Origin of the sequence: Mycobacterium sp., assembly GCF_019247635.1 — a bacterium.
Lineage (GTDB): Bacteria > Actinomycetota > Actinomycetes > Mycobacteriales > Mycobacteriaceae > Mycobacterium.
In genome coordinates, this window is sequence record NZ_JAFBAR010000108.1 from 54,329 (window position 1) to 73,434 (window position 19,106).

At 68.1% G+C, this 19,106-nt stretch carries 17 protein-coding genes and 1 pseudogene; 8 read left to right on the forward strand and 10 right to left on the reverse strand.

The features are described 5' to 3' along the window. Nucleotides 1-94 precede the first annotated feature (94 nt). Both serB and ctaD read right to left on the reverse strand, forming a co-directional pair. Nucleotides 95-1,330, reverse strand: coding sequence for a phosphoserine phosphatase SerB (serB, locus tag JO236_RS18655; RefSeq protein ID WP_293333747.1), 1,236 nt, complete (start codon nucleotides 1,328-1,330; stop codon nucleotides 95-97). Nucleotides 1,331-1,336: 6 nt separating this feature from the next. After that, entirely contained in the window at nucleotides 1,337-3,082 is a 1,746-nt protein-coding gene (gene ctaD / locus JO236_RS18660) for a cytochrome c oxidase subunit I (protein ID WP_293333750.1), read from the reverse strand. Between the two features lie 210 nt (nucleotides 3,083-3,292). On the opposite strand from ctaD, the gene JO236_RS18665 reads away from it, so the two are divergent. After that, nucleotides 3,293-4,342 carry an iron-siderophore ABC transporter substrate-binding protein gene (locus tag JO236_RS18665; RefSeq protein WP_416362286.1) on the forward strand — a complete coding sequence of 350 codons (1,050 nt, stop codon included), beginning with the start codon at nucleotides 3,293-3,295 and terminating at the stop codon, nucleotides 4,340-4,342. Here JO236_RS18665 and JO236_RS18670 read toward each other — a convergent pair. Next, nucleotides 4,335-4,931 carry a hypothetical protein gene (locus tag JO236_RS18670; RefSeq protein ID WP_293333753.1) on the reverse strand — a complete coding sequence of 199 codons (597 nt, stop codon included), beginning with the start codon at nucleotides 4,929-4,931 and terminating at the stop codon, nucleotides 4,335-4,337. The genes JO236_RS18665 and JO236_RS18670 overlap by 8 nt on opposite strands. A gap of 224 nt (nucleotides 4,932-5,155) precedes the next feature. Here JO236_RS18670 and JO236_RS18675 point away from each other — a divergent pair, with 224 nt between their 5' ends. Continuing rightward, nucleotides 5,156-6,196 carry an NAD(P)-dependent alcohol dehydrogenase gene (locus JO236_RS18675; protein WP_293333756.1) on the forward strand — a complete coding sequence of 347 codons (1,041 nt, stop codon included), beginning with the start codon at nucleotides 5,156-5,158 and terminating at the stop codon, nucleotides 6,194-6,196. On the opposite strand, the gene JO236_RS18680 is transcribed toward JO236_RS18675, so the two are convergent. Further along, nucleotides 6,185-6,607 carry a DUF3349 domain-containing protein gene (locus JO236_RS18680; RefSeq protein WP_293333759.1) on the reverse strand — a complete coding sequence of 141 codons (423 nt, stop codon included), beginning with the start codon at nucleotides 6,605-6,607 and terminating at the stop codon, nucleotides 6,185-6,187. The genes JO236_RS18675 and JO236_RS18680 overlap by 12 nt on opposite strands. 165 nt (nucleotides 6,608-6,772) lie before the next feature. Between JO236_RS18680 and JO236_RS18685 the strand changes: the two genes are divergently transcribed. After that, a complete protein-coding gene (locus tag JO236_RS18685; protein WP_293333762.1) occupies nucleotides 6,773-7,318 on the forward strand; it encodes a restriction endonuclease in 546 nt (181 codons plus the stop codon). Here JO236_RS18685 and JO236_RS18690 read toward each other — a convergent pair. Continuing rightward, a complete protein-coding gene (locus tag JO236_RS18690; protein WP_293333765.1) occupies nucleotides 7,315-7,572 on the reverse strand; it encodes a hypothetical protein in 258 nt (85 codons plus the stop codon). The genes JO236_RS18685 and JO236_RS18690 overlap by 4 nt on opposite strands. Nucleotides 7,573-7,629: 57 nt before the next feature. Then, on the reverse strand, nucleotides 7,630-7,851 hold the full coding sequence (locus tag JO236_RS18695; protein ID WP_293333767.1) for a hypothetical protein: 222 nt from the start codon (nucleotides 7,849-7,851) through the stop codon (nucleotides 7,630-7,632). A 176-nt stretch (nucleotides 7,852-8,027) separates the two neighbouring features. On the opposite strand from JO236_RS18695, the gene JO236_RS18700 reads away from it, so the two are divergent. From JO236_RS18700 to JO236_RS18710, 3 genes are all read left to right on the forward strand, one after another. Continuing rightward, a complete protein-coding gene (locus tag JO236_RS18700) occupies nucleotides 8,028-9,821 on the forward strand; it encodes a PE family protein (protein WP_293333770.1) in 1,794 nt (597 codons plus the stop codon). 293 nt (nucleotides 9,822-10,114) lie between these two features. Continuing rightward, nucleotides 10,115-11,803, forward strand: coding sequence for a PE family protein (locus JO236_RS18705; protein ID WP_293333815.1), 1,689 nt, complete (start codon nucleotides 10,115-10,117; stop codon nucleotides 11,801-11,803). 314 nt (nucleotides 11,804-12,117) lie between these two features. Beyond that, the gene (locus tag JO236_RS18710; RefSeq protein WP_293333773.1) at nucleotides 12,118-13,887 is read left to right on the forward strand and encodes a PE family protein; all 1,770 of its coding nucleotides are present in this window, start codon (nucleotides 12,118-12,120) and stop codon (nucleotides 13,885-13,887) included. Between the two features lie 181 nt (nucleotides 13,888-14,068). On the opposite strand, the gene nrdF is transcribed toward JO236_RS18710, so the two are convergent. Next, nucleotides 14,069-15,043, reverse strand: coding sequence for a class 1b ribonucleoside-diphosphate reductase subunit beta (gene nrdF / locus JO236_RS18715; protein WP_293333776.1), 975 nt, complete (start codon nucleotides 15,041-15,043; stop codon nucleotides 14,069-14,071). A 244-nt stretch (nucleotides 15,044-15,287) separates the two neighbouring features. Between nrdF and JO236_RS18720 the strand changes: the two genes are divergently transcribed. Both JO236_RS18720 and JO236_RS18725 read left to right on the forward strand, forming a co-directional pair. Continuing rightward, nucleotides 15,288-15,734 (forward strand): SRPBCC family protein, encoded by a 447-nt coding sequence (locus JO236_RS18720; protein WP_293333779.1) that lies wholly within the window; start codon nucleotides 15,288-15,290, stop codon nucleotides 15,732-15,734. Next, a complete protein-coding gene (locus JO236_RS18725; RefSeq protein ID WP_293333782.1) occupies nucleotides 15,718-16,263 on the forward strand; it encodes a TetR/AcrR family transcriptional regulator in 546 nt (181 codons plus the stop codon). Before JO236_RS18720 ends, JO236_RS18725 begins: the two co-directional genes overlap by 17 nt. 181 nt (nucleotides 16,264-16,444) lie before the next feature. Here JO236_RS18725 and JO236_RS18730 read toward each other — a convergent pair whose 3' ends face one another. From JO236_RS18730 to JO236_RS18740, 3 genes and pseudogenes are all read right to left on the reverse strand, one after another. Continuing rightward, on the reverse strand, nucleotides 16,445-17,998 hold the full coding sequence (locus JO236_RS18730; protein WP_293333785.1) for a flavin-containing monooxygenase: 1,554 nt from the start codon (nucleotides 17,996-17,998) through the stop codon (nucleotides 16,445-16,447). A 102-nt stretch (nucleotides 17,999-18,100) separates the two neighbouring features. Further along, a complete protein-coding gene (locus JO236_RS18735; RefSeq protein ID WP_416362285.1) occupies nucleotides 18,101-18,841 on the reverse strand; it encodes a TetR/AcrR family transcriptional regulator in 741 nt (246 codons plus the stop codon). Nucleotides 18,842-18,977: 136 nt separating this feature from the next. Next, nucleotides 18,978-19,106: pseudogene (locus JO236_RS18740) on the reverse strand (ribonucleoside-diphosphate reductase); the annotation flags it as partial.

Below are 19,106 nucleotides of genomic sequence, written 5' to 3' on the forward strand. Positions count from 1 at the left end.
CATCGTGCCGTACCGCCCGCGAGCAGACGCAAAAGCCCCCAATTTCAGGGCGAAACGGGTGCTTTTGCGACTGCTCGCCACACTGGGCGACCACTCACTCGGGGGGAATCTCGACGCGGCGCACCACGCCGTCGACGGCGTCGGCGGCCTCGATCTCGCCTCGCGTCACACCCAGCAGGAACAGGACGGTATCCAGGTACGGATGGCTCAACGACGCGTCGGCGACCGCGCGCAACGCCGGCTTGGCGTTGAACGCGATGCCCAGTCCGGCGGCGGCCAGCATGTCGATGTCGTTCGCGCCGTCGCCGACCGCCACGGTCTGCGCCATCGGCACGCCGGCCTCCTGCGCGAAGTCCCGCAGCGCCTTGGCCTTGCCGGGCCGGTCGATGATCGGGCCGACGACGCGGCCGGTGAGAACTCCGTGAACGATTTCCAGCTCGTTGGCGGCGACGAAGTCCAGCATCAGCTCGTGCGCGAGCGGATCGATGATCTTGCGGAAGCCGCCCGAGACCACGCCGCACCGAAAACCCAAGCGCCGCAACGTCCGCAGCGTGGTTCGCGCACCGGGCATCAGCTCCAGCTGATCGGCGACCTCGTCGATCACGCTGGCGGGCAGACCCGCCAGGGTGGCCACCCGCTGCTCCAGCGACTCCGCGAAATCCAGCTCGCCGCGCATCGCGGCCTCGGTGATCGCGGCGACCTTGCCCTGGGCTCCGGCCCGGGCCGCCAGCATCTCGATCACCTCGCCCTGCACCAGCGTCGAGTCAACGTCGAACACGATGAGCCGCTTGGTGCGCCAGGCCAGCCCGTAGTCCTCGACGGCCACGTCGACGCTCTCGTCAGTGGAAACCTGGGTCAGGGCGGTCTTCAACTGGCGCCCGACGCCCGGCGGCGCCGAGACCCGCAACTCCAAGCCGGTGACCGGGTAATCGGAGACGCCGCGGATGAAGTCGATGTTGACGCCCAGGGCGGCCAGCTCCCGGGCCACCGCGCTGAACGCCTCGGCGGTGATCGGCCGACCCAGCACCACGATCGTGTGGGTGGACGGTTCCCGGATGATCGGCACGTCGTCGCTGCGCACGATCGTCACGTCCAGACCAAGACCTCGAATGGCGGCCTCGACGTCGCCGCGCAATGCGGCGCCGTCGGCGACCTCCGGCGGCCCGGACACGAGTACCCCAAGCGTCAGCCGGCGGCGGATCACCACCTGTTCGACGTTGAGCAGTTCGACGCCGTGGCGCGCGAGCACCTCGAACAGCGCCGAGGTCACGCCTGGCTGATCCACGCCGGTGACGGTGATCAACACCGTCACTTTCGGCGATGTGTTCACCTGGGACTAGCTACGAACGTTTACGTCGTCGACCCTGGTGACGTCGTGGCCCTCTTCACCGTGCGCGCGGCCCACGTGAGATTCGGCGCGCATCCGCTCCACCATGTGCGGGTAGTGCAGCTCGAACGCCGGACGCTCCGAACGGATGCGGGGCAGTTCGGTGAAGTTGTGCCGTGGCGGCGGACAACTGGTCGCCCACTCCAGCGAGTTGCCGTAACCCCACGGGTCGTCGACGGTCACCACTTCGCCGAAGCGCCAGCTCTTGAAGACGTTCCAGACGAACGGGAACATCGACGCGCCCAGGATGAAAGCGCCGATCGTGGAGACGACGTTGAGGGTCTGGAAGCCGTCGGTGGGCAGGTAGTCGGCGTAGCGGCGCGGCATGCCCTGGTCGCCCAGCCAGTGCTGGACCAGGAACGTGGTGTGAAAACCGATGAACGTCAGCCAGAAATGCAGCTTGCCCAGCCGCTCGTCCAGCAGCCGGCCGGTCATCTTCGGGAACCAGAAGTAGATGCCGGCAAAGGTGGAGAACACGATGGTGCCGAACAGCACATAGTGGAAGTGCGCGACCACGAAGTAGCTGTCGGTGACGTGGAAGTCCAGTGGCGGGCTGGCCAGCAGCACGCCGGTCAGACCGCCCAGTAGGAACGTGACCATGAAGCCGATCGAGAACAACATCGGCGTCTCAAACGTCAACTGGCCCTTCCACATCGTGCCGATCCAGTTGAAGAACTTGATTCCGGTCGGTACCGCGATCAAGTAGGTCATGAACGAAAAGAACGGCAGCAGAACGGCTCCGGTGGCGAACATGTGGTGCGCCCAGACCGCGACCGACAACGCGGCGATCGACAGCGTCGCGTAGACCAGCGTGGTGTAACCGAAGATCGGCTTGCGCGAGAACACCGGGAAGATTTCCGACACGATGCCGAAGAACGGCAACGCGATGATGTACACCTCGGGGTGGCCGAAGAACCAGAACAGGTGCTGCCACAACAGAACTCCGCCGTTGGCCGAGTCGTAGACGTGGGCCCCCAGGTGGCGGTCGGCGGCCAGACCGAACAGCGCGGCGGTCAGCAGCGGGAACGCGATCAGCACCAGGATGGACGTCACCAGGATGTTCCAGGTGAAGATCGGCATCCGAAACATCGTCATCCCGGGTGCGCGCATGCACACCACGGTGGTGATCATGTTGACCCCACCCAGAATGGTGCCCAGACCCGCGACGGCCAGTCCCATGATCCAGAAGTCGCCGCCGGGCCCCGGCGAGTGGATGGCGTCGGTCAGCGGGGTGTAGGCCGTCCAGCCGAAGTCCGCGGCCCCGCCCGGCGTGATGAAGCCGGCCATACTGATCGTGGCGCCGAACAGAAACAACCAGAACGAGAACGCATTCAGCCGTGGGAAGGCGACGTCAGGCGCGCCGATCTGCAGCGGCAGCACCAGGTTGGCGAAGCCGAACACGATCGGGGTCGCGTAGAACAACAGCATGACCGTGCCGTGCATGGTGAACAGCTGGTTGAACTGCTCGTTCGACAGGAACTGCAGACCCGGGGCGGCCAACTCGGTGCGCATCAACAGCGCGAGCAGCCCGCCGATAAAGAAGAAGATGAAGCAGGCGACGCAGTACATGATGCCGATCAGCTTGTGATCGGTGGTGGTGATCAGCTTGTAGACAAGGTTCCCTTTAGGGCCCGTGCGGGCCGGGTAGGGACGGAAGGCCTCGAGTTCTCCCAACGGGGGCGCTTCGGCTGTCAACAGCTCCTCCAAACATCCGTCCCGGACAGGCCCAAAAAACCCGACTTCTTCAGAATCTTAGCCGCCGATCACGCTCGCGGTGGGCCTGGTCCTACAAACTGTCGTAACTGCCGCGCCGAAGTCGGGTTAGCCTCTGCGAGCTGGCCAAATGTTAACGTCGAACGCGTGCTGAACGGCGGGGTGCGCAGATGGGTTGCCCCGGCATCGATAATGGCCGCACTCGCGATCGCCTGCAGCGCTTGCGGATCGGAACCGTCCAAGCCCTCGTCGCGGTCGCTGGTCACGCCCACCACCCAGATCGCCGGAGCCGGGGTGCTGGGAAACGATCGCAAGCCCGATGACTCGTGCGCCAAGGACCCGGCGGCGGCCGACGCGGGGCCCTCGCCCCGCACCGCGCACAACGCGGCGGGAGTGACGCCGGACGTGGTGCAGGTGCCCGCCGATCCGCAGCGCATCGTGGTGCTCGCCGGTGACCAACTCGACGCACTGTGCGCGCTGGGCCTGCAATCCCGGGTAGTGGGCGCCGCATTGCCGGACGGCTCGGCATCCCAGCCGCCGTACCTGGGCAATACGGTGCACGGGCTGGCCGGGGTCGGTACGCGCAGCTCCCCCGACATGAACGCCATCAGGGCTGCCCACCCGGATCTGATCCTGGGCTCACAAGGGCTGACGCCAAAGCTGTATGCGCAGCTGGCGGCGATCGCGCCCACCGTGTTCACTGCGGCTCCCGGCGCGGCCTGGCAGGACAACCTGCGTGGCGTCCGGGCGGCGACGGGACGCGGCGCCGCGGTCGACGGACTGATCAGCGGCTTCTCGCAGCGGGCGGCCCAGATTGGGGCCACCCACGACGCGGCCCATTTCCAGGCCTCGATCGTCGAGCTGACAGACAAGACCATGCGGGTCTACGGGTCCAACAACTTTCCGGCCAGCGTGCTGACCGCGGTCGGGGTGGACCGGCCGATGGCGCAGCGCTTCACCGACAAGGCCTACCTCGAGATGGGGACCACCGACGCCGACCTGGCCAGGTCGCCGGACTTCTCCGCCGCCGACGCCGACATCATCTACGTGTCCTGCGCATCCGCGGCCGCCACGGACCGCGCGGCCACCATCCTGGACAGCGACCCGTGGCGCAAGCTGTCGGCCAACCGCGACAACCGGGTGTTCGTCGTCAACGACGAGATCTGGCAGACGGGCCAGGGCTTGATTGCCGCCCGCGGCATCGTCGACGACCTGCGCTGGATCAACGCCCCGATTAATTAGCTGTGGTCGCGCTGACTCGAGTCCGGTACATCGCAATCCCAAGTATTACCAACGGGATCAGCCAGATCAAACCCAAATAAGGGTCGGTCCTATAAATGACGAGAGCACTTGTCCGGGCATCGAGAAATCCGGCCAGCACGGCGGGCACCGACCACCACCACCGGAATTGTCGGTGTGCTGCGATTCCGAAAGACATGAGCGCCAACGCGGTAAAGAGGGATAAATACTGAATTAAGGCATAATACGAACTCGGTCTGGCGTCATCAACTAGCAGAAATCCCCAGAACAGCGCGCGCACGGACGCGGCGGCCGCGGTCAGCCCGGCAAAGGCCGACGCCCAACGCTCGGCCTTTCCACAGCGCACCGCAACCACACCGAATGCCCATCCGAGGGCCAGCCACAGAATTAGATAAACGGCGTCTACCCAAATCCACCCGACGTGCAAACCATGCAAACGGGAGATGCGAAATGTTGCGTATATTAAGGCGAAACCGATAATGATTCCGCCCGGCAGGTCGAAGTTTGCCCCCATAGACTGCTCGAAGTTTGCCGGCGCAGGTGGCCGCTGTTCGCTTCGTGTGCTCCCCACACGAGCAGGATATACAACTTTCTCACCAGCCCCAGGAACCCCACACGTCGTCGGCGGGTCGTTCTCATGCCGACCAGCTCGTCTAGGTTCAAAGTGGTCGTGAGCCGCCTTTATCGAAAGCGTTCCGCTGGAAAGTCGAGCGCGCTGCGCAACGGCCGACTGGCCTAAAACCGTTACCTTAGCTAAGCTTCTGTAGAGCCACCGAGATCGAAGAGGGAAATACCATGAGCACTGTCAGCGCCTATGCCGCGACATCCGCAACCGCGCCACTGACCAAGACGACCATCGAGCGTCGCGATCCCGGTCCCCACGACGTCGCGATCGACATCAAATTCGCCGGAATATGCCACTCCGACATCCACACCGTCAAAGCCGAGTGGGGTGTGCCGAACTACCCACTGGTCCCCGGCCACGAGATCGCCGGCGTGGTGACGGCCGTCGGCTCCGAGGTCACCAAGCACAAAATCGGCGACCACGTCGGCGTGGGCTGCATGGTGAACTCCTGCGGTCAGTGCAGCAGCTGTAAGGCCGGGCTCGAGCAGTACTGCAAACCGGGCGCGACCTTCACGTACAACTCGATCGACAAGGACGGCACACCGACGCAGGGCGGCTACAGCCAGGCCGTCGTCGTCGACGAGAACTTCGTCGTGCACATTCCCGACGAGCTGCCCCTTGACGCCGCGGCGCCCTTGCTGTGCGCGGGCGTCACACTCTTCTCACCGCTGCGGCACTGGAAGGCCGGCCAGGGCACGCGGCTTGCGATCATCGGGCTGGGCGGCCTGGGCCACGTGGGCGTCAAGCTGGGCGCAGCGATGGGCGCCGACGTGACAGTGCTCTCGCAGTCGCTGAAGAAGATGGAAGACGGGCTGCGCCTGGGGGCGAGCAATTACTACGCCACCGCCGATCCGGACACCTTCCGCAAGCTGCGCAACGGTTTCGACCTGATCCTGAACACCGTCTCAGCCAACCTGAACCTCGACGACTACCTGAATCTGCTGGACGTCGACGGCACCATGGTCGAACTCGGTATCCCCGAACACCCGATGGAGGTGCGGGCGTTCTCGCTGGGGCTCGCGCGACGCAGCCTCTCCGGGTCGAACATCGGCGGCATCGCCGAAACCCAGGAGATGCTGAACTTCTGCGCCGAGCACGGCGTGACCCCCGAAATCGAGGTCATCGAGGCCGATTACGTCAACGAAGCCTACGAGCGGGTGCTGGCCAGCGACGTGCGCTACCGCTTCGTCATCGACATCTCAAGCTTGTGAGGCAGCCCGCAACTGGGCCGCGATCTCTTCGGCGGCCTCGCCGTCTTCGTCGCCGGGGATAACCTCGCTGACGTCGATGCCGGCCAGCGGCCAGCCCGCGGCGGCCAGCGTGGCGGCCACCCGACGAACGTTCTCGGGGCCGGCGTCGTGGTTGGTCAACTCGGAGATTCTCGCGGCGATCTCGTTGCCGTCGATCACGCCGTCCTCCTCGGACGCCGATCCCGGCTTGGTGAGGTTTTGGACGACCTCTTTGAGCTGATCCTGGGAAAGCGGGGTGCTGCGCAGGAGCGCCAGCAAGGGGACCTGGTCAGGCCCGGGCACGCCTTGGGGATAGCCGACCTGCAGCCAGCGGATTACCGACCGTAAGAAGTGGGGGTGATTGTGAGAAGAACCGGATGTCGTCACGCCCATTAGTCTCACGGTCGCGACATCACCGCGCCACCCTGGCATCCCGCCATCTCGACAATTCACGCTCCGTTCACGGACCGAACACGTCCCGCGCCCGAAGCCGGCCCAGACGTATTCCGCTTCGCCGGGGTCGTCCCCGTTGTCGGAGCTCATCCCTATCATCGGCTCGTGCGCGGGGCCCTGCCTGTCATTCCAATCGTCGTTGGGGCGTCCGTAGGCATCGCCGTGCACAGCCCCGGGGTGGGTTTTGCGACGTGCTACTTGACCCTGCTGCTCGAGGTCCTGGCGTGGGTGGCCAAGCGTCAGTGGTCGCGCCGCGACTGGGTCAACGCCACCATGAGACGAATCGACGCGATGGGCGGGGTCGAGTTCGAGGACTACGTCGCCACGCGCTTAGGCCAGGCGGGCTGGCGGGTCAGATTCACCCCGCCGGTCGGGGATTACGGCGTCGACCTGATCGCCGAAAGGGACGGCCGGTATGTGGCGATCCAGTGCAAGCGCTATGGAAAATCGGTCGGTGTCGCCGCCGTCCAGCAGGTGGTCTCCGGCGCGCTCCATCATGGATGCGCGAAGAGCATCGTCGTGAGCAACCAGGAGTTCACTGCTGCCGCAAAGCAATTGGCGTATACCCACGGCTGCCAGCTGATCGGCCGCAAAGTGTTGCAAACCTGGGTGCCGCCGCCATGCCCCACCCCGCGTCGAGCGCGCGGCTAGCAGGGCTCGCCCGGAGGCGTGTAGTAGGGCGCACCCTCCACGGTGTAGCAGGGGACCTCGCCATCGACATACGGGTGATCGGACGCCACGATTGCGCCCGTGATCGCATCGCCTGCAAGGCCGGGGGTACAACCTCCGACACTGACGTGGCGCCCATTCGCGCCGGCGCAGATGTCGGCGTGCGCCGCCGGCGCCGACGGCGTGGCCACGGCCATTCCTACAATCAGCGCGATCCCCAGGAAAAATCTCTTCATAGCGGCAATTATGCGGCGAATTGATATCCCACACGAGCGCTTTAACGAGGTTCGTGTCTATTCGTTGATGTAGAAGGGCCCAATCCCTATCTTGTGGTCACCGGTGAGCCCGATGCCCACAAGGTCGTTGCAGGAGTTGAAAAATCCGATGTCGTAGTTACCCGTGTTGAAGACGCCCTGGTTGTAGGTGCCGTAGTTCGCGCCACCCAGCAGCTGCAAGTAGCTGATTGGCAGGCCAGAGTTGTGCAGGCCGGCCAAAAGAACGGTCCCGCAGCGCATTCTCGCGTTGGCATGCGCCCGGCCAGGTCCCGGGGCGCACAAATAATAGGGAGAATTCCCCATCAACTGCCACCGTCCATTGGCGCACACTTCACATCGAGCGCCCAGGCGAGGCCATCGCCAGAGCAACGACACACCGTTTTGCACCGGGCGCGCTGAGTGGACGGGAGCCGGAGATGTCTTTTGTGACTGTGGCGCCAGACTTGCTGCAGGCCGCGGCATCCGATTTGTCCGGCATCGGCTCGGCGGTGACCGCCGCGAATGCGGCCGCGGCAGCCCCGACGACCGGGATACTGGCCGCCGGCGCCGATGAGGTCTCGGCGGCGGTGGCATCGCTGTTTTCCAACCACGGACAGGCCTTTCAGGCGCTCAGCGCCCAAGCAGCGGCGTTTCATGACCAGTTCGTGCAGACGTTGAACACCGCCGGGGGCGCCTATACGGCCACCGAAGCCGCCGACGCCTCGCCACTGCAGGCCCTCGAACAAGACGTCCTGGCCGTGATCAACGCGCCCACCAACGCCTTGTTGGGGACCCCGTTGATCGGCGACGGCACCGACGGCGCGCCCGGGACCGGGCAGGCCGGCGGGCCGGGTGGCATTTTGTGGGGAAACGGCGGTAACGGTGGGTCCGGAGCCCCCGGGCAGCCCGGTGGCCGAGGTGGTAATGCATGGCTTTTCGGCACCGGCGGCCAAGGCGGAGCCGGGGGGGCCGGGAGCACCGGCACCACGGGCTCTGCCATCAACAGCACCAACGGCGGCAACGGCGGCAACGGCGGCATGGGCGGGGCCGGCGGCAACGGCGGGCTGATCTTTGGAAACGGCGGCGCCGGCGGTGCCGGCGGCATCGGCGGGACAGGCGGGGCCGGCGGCAACGGTCCCTCCGGCGATTTCGGCGGCCCGGTCAACGCCTACAGCGGCACCGACGGCGGCCATGCCGGCAACGGTGGTACGGGTGGGACCGGCGGCCAATCCCAGGGATTGTCAGGATTGTTCGGCGGCCATGCGGGCGCCAACGGCAACGGCGGCACCGGCGGCAACGGCGGCCAGGGCGGCCAGGGCGGTGTCGCCGCCGACGACAACGGCGTCACCGGCGGTGGTCACGGCGGCAACGGCGGCAACGGCGGGGCCGCGGGCCTGGGCGGTAGCGCCGGAGGCCCCGGCGCAACCGCGGGCGGCCCGGGCACCGGCGGCAACGGCGGCAACGGCGGCAACGGCGGCAACAGCACCTTCGGCACCGCCGGCCCCGGCGCCGGCGGCAACGGCGGCAACGGCGGGACCAGCACCGGCGCCGGTGGCAACGGCGGCAACGGGGGCGACGGCGGTAACGGCACCTTGACCACCAACACCAACGGCTATGTCATCGGCGGTGGCGGTGGCAGCGGCGGGGCCGGCGGCAACAGCACCGGCGGCGGCACGGGCGGCACCGGCGGCACCGGCGGTGCCGGCGGTTTGGCCTACGCCTACGACAACAGCAGCCTCGTCGCCGAAGCCGGCGGCGGCACCGGTGGTGGCGGGGGCGGCGCCGCCGGGGCCATCGGCGGGCCCGGTGGCGGGGGCGGCGGCGGAGGCGCCGCCACCATCGCTCACGCCACCGCCAACGTCCACGGCGACGGCACCAGCGCCGGCGGCACCGGCGGCGGCCAAGGCGGCCTCGCTGGCTCGGGCTTCGGCCTGACCAACCACATCGACGCCGCCGGCGGGGGCGGCGGTGGCGGCGGGGGTATCGCGGGCGGCACCGGAGGTACCGGCGGCACCGGCGGCTTCGCCCTGAGCGGGGGCGGGCTGGTCAGCGGCGGCGCCGGCGGCGGCGGTGGTGCGCCCGGAAGTGTCGGCCAAGCAGGCACCGGCGGCAGCGGCGGCGCCGGCGGCACTGGCAATACCGGCGGAGGTGGCGGCGGCGGCGCCGCCTCGGTCGGGGGTAGCAGCGGCGGTGTCCAGGCGCTCGGCGGCACCGGCGGCGACGGCGGTTAGCTGTCAAGCCAAGCTGCCGCCGACACCTGCGGGTTTAGAAGTCCCAGTGACGACGGCCTTATCTACGACGAACCCAGTCGGACGCGAAACACCTGTCCGCGAGGCGATCTCGGTGTTGGACTCACGCCGCCGCGAATATTCAGGAGAGCGTTCTTCGACCGACGGCAGTTACGCGGGCTGAAGAGTTCGCCGCAACGCTGGCATGCCGGGTCGGAATCTGCGTACGCTTTTGCGATAATTTTCATCTTCCTTCCTCCGATGCAGCGATGTATCGACGATATGGCGGGACAGCGATGTCGTATGTGGTGGCGGTCCCCGAGTTGGTGGCTTCGGCGGCCTCGCATCTGTCCAGCATCGGCTCGGGGCTGACCGCTGCGACTGCGGCGGCGGCGGCCCCGACCACCGTGGTGCTGGCCGCCGGCGGGGATGAGGTATCGGCGGCGGTGGCGGCGCTGTTTTCCGGGCACGGGAACGCCTTTCAGGGGCTCAGCGCGCAGGCGGGGGCGTTTCATGACCAGTTCGTGCAGGCGCTGAATGCCGCCGGCGGTGCCTATACGTCCGCCGAGGCGGCTAACGCCTCGCCGTTGCAAAGTGTGCAGGCAGACCTGCTAGCGCCAATCAATGCGCCGTTCCTGCTGCTGACCGGGCGGCCGTTGATCGGCAACGGCGCCAACGGAACCCCGGGAACCGGGGCCGACGGCGGGGCCGGTGGGTGGCTCGTCGGCAACGGTGGGAACGGCGGGGCCGGCGCCCTCTCTACGACCGGGACCGGGCAAAACGGCGGAAACGGCGGCGCCGCCGGGCTGTTCGGTGCTGGCGGGGCCGGCGGCGCCGGCGGGCGGGGCACGATCACGGGCGGAAACGGCGGAAACGGCGGCGCCGGCGGGCTGTTCGGTGCCGGCGGCACCGGCGGCACCGGCGGCCTCGGCTTCACGGGTGCCGGCGGTGTTGGCGGGGCCGGCGGTATGGGGCTATTCAACGTCGGCGGCATCGGCGGCGCCGGCGGAGTCGGCGAGACCGTCGGCGGTGCCGGCGGTGTGGGCGGTGCTGGGCTGTTCGCACCCGGCGGTGCGGGCGGCGCCGGCGGGCTAGGTATCGCCGGCGGTGTCGGCGGTGTTGGCGGTGCCGGGTTGTTCGCGGCCGGCGGTGCCGGCGGCGCCGGCGGGTCCGGTGCCGATGCCGGCGGTGTCGGCGGGGGCGGCGGCGCCGGCGGTGCCGGCATGTTCATCGGTGCTGGCGGTGTCGGCGGAGCGGGCGGGAGCGGCAACTCCGGCGGCGGGGCCGGTGGGGCCGGCGGCAACGCCGGCCTGCTTCTGGGCCCTGCCGGGGCCGGCGGCACCGGCGGGGAGGGCTTCGTCAATGGGGGCGGTAGCGGCGGTCAAGGCGGCAACGCCGGCCTGCTTTTCGGTGCCGGCGGGGCCGGTGGCACCGGCGGGGCCGGCATGTACTTCGGTGTCGGCGCCACCGGCACCCAAGCCGGAGGGGCCGGCGGGGCGGGCGGCAACGCAGCCCTACTTTTCGGTACCGGCGGGGCCGGCGGCACCGGTGGGGCCGGCCAAACCGCCGGAGGTGTCGGAGGTGCCGGCGGTAACGCCGGCGTGCTGTTGGGTGCCGGCGGGGCCGGCGGCGTCGGCGGCGACGGCGTCGCCACCGCCGGCGACGGGGGGGCCGGCGGCAACGCCGCCCTGCTGTTCGGCAACGGCGGTGAGGGCGGCGCCGGCGGATTGGCCGTGCCCAGTGGCGGTGACGGCGGCCATGGCGGCAAGAGCGGGCTGATCATCGGGAACGGCGGTGGCGGCGGTGCCGGCGGATTCGCACTTAACGGTACCGGCGGTGCCGGCGGTACCGGCGGTGACGCGTCGCTGATCGGCAACGGCGGTAGCGGCGGCAACGCCGGGCCTGGTGGTAAGGCAGCGGGCGCCGCCGGCACCGGGGGCGCCGGTGGGGTGTTCGGCGCACCCGGGGATGACGGGTCGACGTAGCCAACGGCGTCGAGGTGAACCTGGGACTGCGTCCCGCGCCCAAAGTCCCTGGGCTGGCGAGGGTGGTTCGGCGCCCGCCGCCACCTGCGAGGGGCGCGTGGGTCGTCGGGATTCACAACCCACCGCGAATGATGTTCGGCGGTTAATTGCCTGCGTGAGAGTCGTGGTACACGTCGAAGGGCGTTCTTCAGCCGATAATGACGCGCGGGTTAAATGTCTGCCAAAGCATGGGAAGGTCGGCCGGCGTCGGCGTAGCCTCTTGGCGTACTTTTCATCTCCTCCGATGCAGCGTATCGACGATGTGAGGGGCAGCGATGTCGTATGTGGTGGCGGTACCCGAGGTGCTCGCGGCGGCGGCTGGGGATGTGGCCGGGATCGGCTCGACCGTGAGCGCGGCCACCTCGGCGGCTGCGGCCCCGACCACGACGCTGCTGGCCGCCGGGGGTGATGAGGTATCGGCGGCGGTGGCGGCGCTGTTTTCCGGGCACGGGAACGCCTTTCAGGCATTCAGCGCGCAGGCGGGGGCGTTTCATGACCAGTTCGTGCAGGCATTGACTGGTGCCAGCGCCACCTACACGGCCGCCGAGGCGGCCAACGCCAACCCACTGCAGACCCTCGGGGACGACCTGCTCGGGGTGATCAACGCGCCCACCAACGCCTTGTTGGGGACCCCGTTGATCGGCAACGGCACCGATGGGGCCCCCGGAACCGGGCAAGCGGGCGGGCCGGGCGGGCTGTTGTTTGGTAACGGCGGTGAGGGGGGGTCCGGTGCGCCGGGGCAGCCTGGTGGCAAAGGCGGTAACGCCTGGTTGTTCGGCAACGGCGGCCAGGGCGGGGCCGGCGGGGCAGGCACCACCGGCACTAGTGGCACCAGCGGTGGCGTCGGCAGCACCGGCGGGGCCGGTGGTGCCGGTGGCAACGCTGGGCTGTTCTTCGGCGGTGGCGGGATCGGTGGCGCCGGCGGAGCCGGCGGCACCGGAGGCCCCGGTTTCGCCGGCGTCGCCGGATCCATCAACGGCGGCACCGGTGGCCTCGGCGGCAACGGCGGGGTGGGTGGGCCCGGGGGCCAGCCTGCGGTGTTGTCGAGATTGATCGGTATCGGCGACGTTGGCGGTTACGGCGGAATCGGCGGCGCCGGCGGCCAAGGTGGCCAAGGCGGCCAGGGCTTCAACGCCACCTCCGGATCTGCGGGCAACGGCGGCACTGGAGGCAACGGCGGCAGCGCCGGGGCGGGCGGCATCGGCTACGACCGCTTCCCGAGCCCGGGAGGCACCGGCGGCACCGGTGGCGACGGCGGCAACGGCGGCTACAGCGAGCCGGCCAATGGCAGCACCGGGGCCTGGCTGGCAGGCAACGGCGGCACCGGCGGCAACGGCGGGTATGGCTTCACCGGCGGCTACGGCGGCACCGGCGGCAACGGCGGCATAGCAATCGCCACCGGAGGTGCGCCGGTGGCGGCCGAGGGTGGCGGTGCTGGCGGCGGCGGCGCCGGCGGCAGCGGCACCTTCGCCGGCGGCCACGGCGGCTCCGGCGGCCAAGGCGGCTCGGCCGAAGCCGGGCCGGTTGGCGGCGGGCTCACTGGCGGCGGCGGCGTCGGCGGCGAAGGCGGCGCCGCCGACTTCACCCTCGGCGGTGCCGGTGGTGGCGGCGGCGCCGGCGCCGCAGCTGCCGTCAATGGCGGCGCGGGAACGGGAGTAACCGGCGGGAATGGCACCGCCGCAGGCGGCGCCGGAGGCGGTCATGGTGGTAGCGGCGGTAGCGCTAGCGGCGCCTTGGCCGACGCTGGTGGCGGCGGTGGTGGCGGCGGCAGCGGCGGCGGTATCTTCGGCGGCCTCGGCGGCGACGGGGGCGGCGGCGGCGGCGCCGAGACGCCGGCCCAGCCCATCAGCGGTGGTGCCGGCAACACCGCCGGCGGAATGGGCAGCTCCGGCGGCACAATAACCAGTGGCGGCGGCACCGTCACCCCCGGCGGCGGGGGGTCCGGCACCTTCGGCGGTGGCGGTGGTGGCGGGGGCGGTTCAGCCGCCGCCGTTGGCGCCGGCTCTACCGCCGCCGGCGGCGGTGGTGGCGGTGGCGGCAGCTAGCACCGAAGCACCTCCAACACCTCGGGCAGGCGTTTGTGAGCCAGCGCGCCATCCATGGGGGTGTGAACATCTGCTTCGGGAAATTGTGGGCACAGGGTGGGCATGAGCCCGTTTTGGCCCGAGCGCCACGTTTGCCGGCCGCGCCCGCGCCGCTAGCCGTTAAGGGGTCTGAGCTGCGGGTTTAGAAGTCCCAGTCCTCGTCTTCGGTGACCACGGCCTTGCCGATCACGTAGCTGGACCCAGACCCGGAGAAGAAGTCGTGGTTCTCGTCGGCGTTGGGCGACAGGGCCGACAGAATCGCGGGGTTCACGTCGGTCTCGTCGCGCGGAAACAGCGCCTCATAGCCGAGATTCATCAGCGCCTTGTTTGCGTTGTAGCGCAAGAACTTCTTGACGTCTTCGGTCAACCCGACCTCGTCGTAGAGGTCCTGGGTGTACTCGACCTCGTTGTCGTACAACTCGAAGAGCAGCTCGTAGGTGTAGTCCTTGAGTTCGGCGCGCTTGGCGTCGTCGACCAGGGCCAGGCCGCGCTGGAACTTGTAGCCGATGTAATAGCCGTGCACGGCCTCGTCGCGAATGATCAGCCGGATCATATCGGCGGTGTTGGTCAGCTTCGCCCGGCTGGACCAGTACATCGGCAGATAGAACCCGGAGTAGAACAGGAAGCTTTCCAGCAGCGTGGACGCCACCTTGCGCTTCAGCGGCTCGTCGCCGCGGTAGTACTGCATCACGATCTCGGCCTTGCGCTGCAGGTTGGGATTTTCCTCCGACCAGCGGAAGGCGTCGTCGATCTCGGCGGTCGAGCACAGGGTGGAGAAGATCGAGCTGTAGCTCTTGGCGTGCACCGATTCCATGAACGCGATGTTGGTGTAGACGGCCTGTTCGTGCGGGGTCAGCGCGTCGGGAATCAGGCTGACCGCCCCCACGGTGCCCTGGATGGTGTCCAGCAGGGTCAGCCCAGTGAACACCCGCATCGTGAGCTGTTTCTCATGGGCGGTCAGCGTGCCCCATGAGGGCAGGTCGTTGGACACCGGCACCTTCTCGGGGAGCCAGAAGTTTCCGGTAAGCCGGTCCCAGACCTCCGCGTCCTTCTCGTCCTGCAGCCGGTTCCAGTTGATCGCCGAGGCCCGGTCGATCAGCTTCACGTTTTCGGACACCAGAACCCCTCTTCACCAGACGATTTGCCTGCGGTGGCGCAGGCTTCAAACACTACCCCTGGGGCCCGACAAGGCGGTGCAACACAAGAGGTTGTGCCGACGTGTCGCGGCGTTTAATCCAGCCCGGCATGCCGCAGCGTACGCCGCAGTGGATCGAGCGGCTGCGGCCTTACGCTCGAGCATCCGATGCGCGCGTGGCATAAGGGCATAGGCAAAATCTCATCTGAGATGTACCATTTGGTACATGTTTAACGAGGGCAGCGTCGAGATCGATGCTCCGGCGCAATTGGTATGGGATGTCTTCACCGACGTCCAGGGCTGGCCGGCGTGGACAGCCTCGGTGACGTCGCTGGTCGGGCTGGATGGTCCCGACCTCGCCGTCGGCAACCGGTTCGCCATCAAGCAACCCGGCATGTCAAAGCTGATCTGGCAGGTCACCGAGATCGACGCGGGTTCGTCCTGGACGTGGGTGCAACGCTCCCCCGGCGTGCTGGTGACCGCCCGCCACGACGTCACCGCCCAGCCCGGCGGCCGCACCCTGGTTCGCCAGCAACTCGAGCAACGCGGTGTCCTCGGCGCCCTTGTCGGGCGCCTGATGGTCAAGAAGACCAAGCGCTTTCTCGAGCTGGAGGGCCAAGGGCTCAAGGCCCGGTCGGAACAGCTCAGCCGCGCCGATGGTCCGCAGCCCTGACCTGCAGCGGCGCCGACGGCTGCGCCAGGCGCTGATCGAGGAATTCGCCGAGGGCGGCATCGGTGACCGCTCACTGCGCGAGGTGGCCGGTGCACTCGGCACCAGCCATCGAATGTTGCTGCACCACTTCGGTTCTCGTGAGGATCTGCTGATGGCGGTCGTCGAGGAGGTCGAGCGCCGCCAGATGGGCCTGCTCACCGAATTGCCCGCGAACCCGGCCGACGGCTTCGCCGCCATGTGGGCCGACCTTCGTCGACCCGAGCTACGCCGGCTGGAACGCCTCTTCTTCGAGTGCTACGCCCGCGCCGCCCAAGGCGAAAAGCCGTTTGCCCACATGGTTCCCGGCGCCGTCGACGGCTGGCTGAGCGCGGTCGAAGCGGCGGCCGATGGCCCGGTGGACGCAGCGATGGTACGACTCGGACTGGCCGTAACCCGTGGCCTCCTGCTGGATCTGGTGGCTACCAACGACGACGCCGGCGTGGACGCTGCCGCGAATGCCTTCGCCGAACTCCTCAGGCGCGGCGTCTAGGACGGGACTCGCTACACCATCGGACGCGACGCCGCGATCCTGGTGTGCCTGGCCCGCGTCGTACCCGACCGGGTCCTGGATCGCGTGATACGCCTGGATCTTCGGCGTCACGACGCCACCGACTCCCGGCCGCGTGCGCGGTGCACCGCAGAAGCTTAGGAAAGGGCGCAGCGCGCCGAGGTTACTTCGCGACAGCCGCCGCCGCGGCGTTTGCCCGCGAGCCGGTGCCCGCGCCGAAGAACTGGTATTCCGCGGGTTTGACGGAGCGGGTCGCGCGCCAGTACTGCCAGGTGTAGCCGCCCCACAAAACGGTGTTCTTGCCGTGCTCGTCGAGATACCAGCTGGCGCAGCCGCCGCTGTTCCAGACCGAGCGGGCCAACTTGCTCTGCAGTTCGTCGTTGAACGCGTCCTGCGCTTCGCGTGTCGGGGCCAGCGCCTGCGCGCCCATCGTGTCGCACTTGGTGATCGCGTCGGCGACGTAGTGGATCTGCGATTCGATCATGAAGACCACGGAGTTGTGCCCGAGCCCGGTGTTGGGCCCCAACAGGAAGAACAGGTTTGGCACATCGGCGACGGTGATGCCGCGGTGGGCGCCGATGCCCTCGCGATTCCACCGGTCGACCAGATCCTCGCCGTGCTGCCCCTTGATCTGGACGTACGTGTAGGAGTCGGTGACGTGGAACCCGGTGGCGTACACGATGACGTCCACGGGACGTTCGCGACCATCGGCGGTGACGATCCCATCGCGCGTGATGCGGGTGATGGGATCGGTGATCAGTTGGGTCCTGGGATCCGCGACGGCCCGATAGTAGGTGGAGGAGTTCAGGATTCGCTTGCAGCCGATGCGGTAGTGCGGGATCAGCTTGCGCCGCAACTCGCGGTCCTTCACCGAGCGGCGGATGTTGTACTTGCAGTAGGCCTCGATGAATTTCAGCGCGTTGGGCCGTTTGGTCATGCCGTAGGCGAGCGCCTCCTGGGCCCAGTAGATGGTGAGTCGCACCAGCGCGCGCAGCCCGGGGACGATCTGCATCGCCCGTCGCAGTGCAACGGGGAGTTCAGGATTGGAGCGCGGAACCACCCACGGCGGGGTGCGTTGGTAGAGCTGCAGCTCGGCAACCTGCCCGACGATCTCCGGCACGATTTGAATCGCGCTGGCACCGGTCCCGATGATCGCCACCCGCTTGCCGGTCAGGTCCACGCTGTGGTCCCATTCCGCGGAATGGAAAGCGGGACCGACGAATTCGTCACGCCCCTCGATCTCCGGGAACGACGGGATATGCAGCGCGCCGGCTCCCGAGATCAGGAACTGGGCGACATACTCGCGCCCGTCGGCGGTGAACACATGCCACCGGCACTCCTCGTCGTCCCAATAACCGCGATCGACAAGCGAATTGAACTCGACGTAACGGCGCAGTCCGTACTTTTCGGTGACGCCCTTGAGGTAGTCCCAGATCTCGGGCTGGTAGGAGAACGGGTTCTTCCAATCCGGCTTGGGCTCGAACGAGTACGAGTACAGATGCGACGGGATGTCGCAGGCGCAGCCGGGGTAGCTGTTGTCGCGCCACGTGCCGCCAATGTCGTCGGCCTTCTCGAGGATGACGAAGTCGACACCCTTGCGCTGCAGAGCGATCGCCATGCCCAGTCCGGAGAATCCGGTCCCGATGATGACGGCGCGCGTGTGCACCGGTGAGCTCGCCTGGTCAGACGGCTGGACCTCCGCCGCAGCACTGGTCATGGTGGCTCGGTCTTCCTGTTTGGACGGCAACTATCCGGTACCCATGGTATCGGATATATCGAGTGTCGTGGATTGCTGAGGCGATGTCAACGCCGCCGAAAGTCAGCTCGCGGCCGGGCTGCTCGGCACCGCGTCGTGGATCGGCTTGTCCGGGTCCATGGCGATGCCCAGCACTTCGGCGGTGCCGACGATGACTCCCATCATGATGGTCGTGAGATGCGCGACGAACTGCTCGCGACGCATGCGCCGCGGGCTGTCCGGTTCGGGGCCCAGCCACCACTCGGTGGCCGCGGCCGCCGCACCGAAGGCGCTCTGTGCAGCAAGTTCGAGCGCCGCGTGGTCCAATTCGATCTCGCGCATCTCGTTGTTGAACATCTCGGCGATGGTCAGCGTGATTTCGCGACCCTCGTTGAGGGTGGCCACCGTCGCCTGGGACTGGGCGGCGGAGCCGCCCTGGATGAAAACGCGCACCACATTCGGATGCTGGTCGACCAGGTTGACGAACTCCTGAACGCTGCGCCGGATGACCTCGCGGACCGAGTCGGTGGCCAGGTCGATCGACGGGAAGATCGCAGCCCACAGCATGTCGCGCAGCCGCTCGCCGATGGCCAGGAAAAGGTCGGACTTGTCGTGGAAATGCCGGTAGATCTTGGGCTTGGCGGTGCCGGCCTCTTCGGCGATCTCCCGGACGCTGAGCTCGGGCCCCAACCGGTCGATGGCGCGGAACGCCGCTTCGACGATTTCGTTGCGCACCTTCTTGCGGTGTTCGCGCCAACGTTCGCTGCGCGCGTCGACCTTGACCCCCGGCTTCACGCTGGGGTGGGGTCTAGCAGGTCGAGGCATTCTCACCACGTCAAGCACCATACCGCGTTGCCGCCGCTGACCTGCGCAGACCGGGCGTTCCGCGCCTGGCCGAGTGTGAATTTCGCGACGCGACACACCGGGCGGCCGTCGCTGAATTCACACTCGGCGCCGGCCGTCAGAGCATGCAGGAGACGCAGCCCTCGACCTCGGTACCCTCCAGCGCCATCTGGCGTAGCCGGATGTAGTAGAGCGTCTTGATTCCCTTGCGCCAGGCGTAGATCTGCGCCTTGTTCACGTCGCGGGT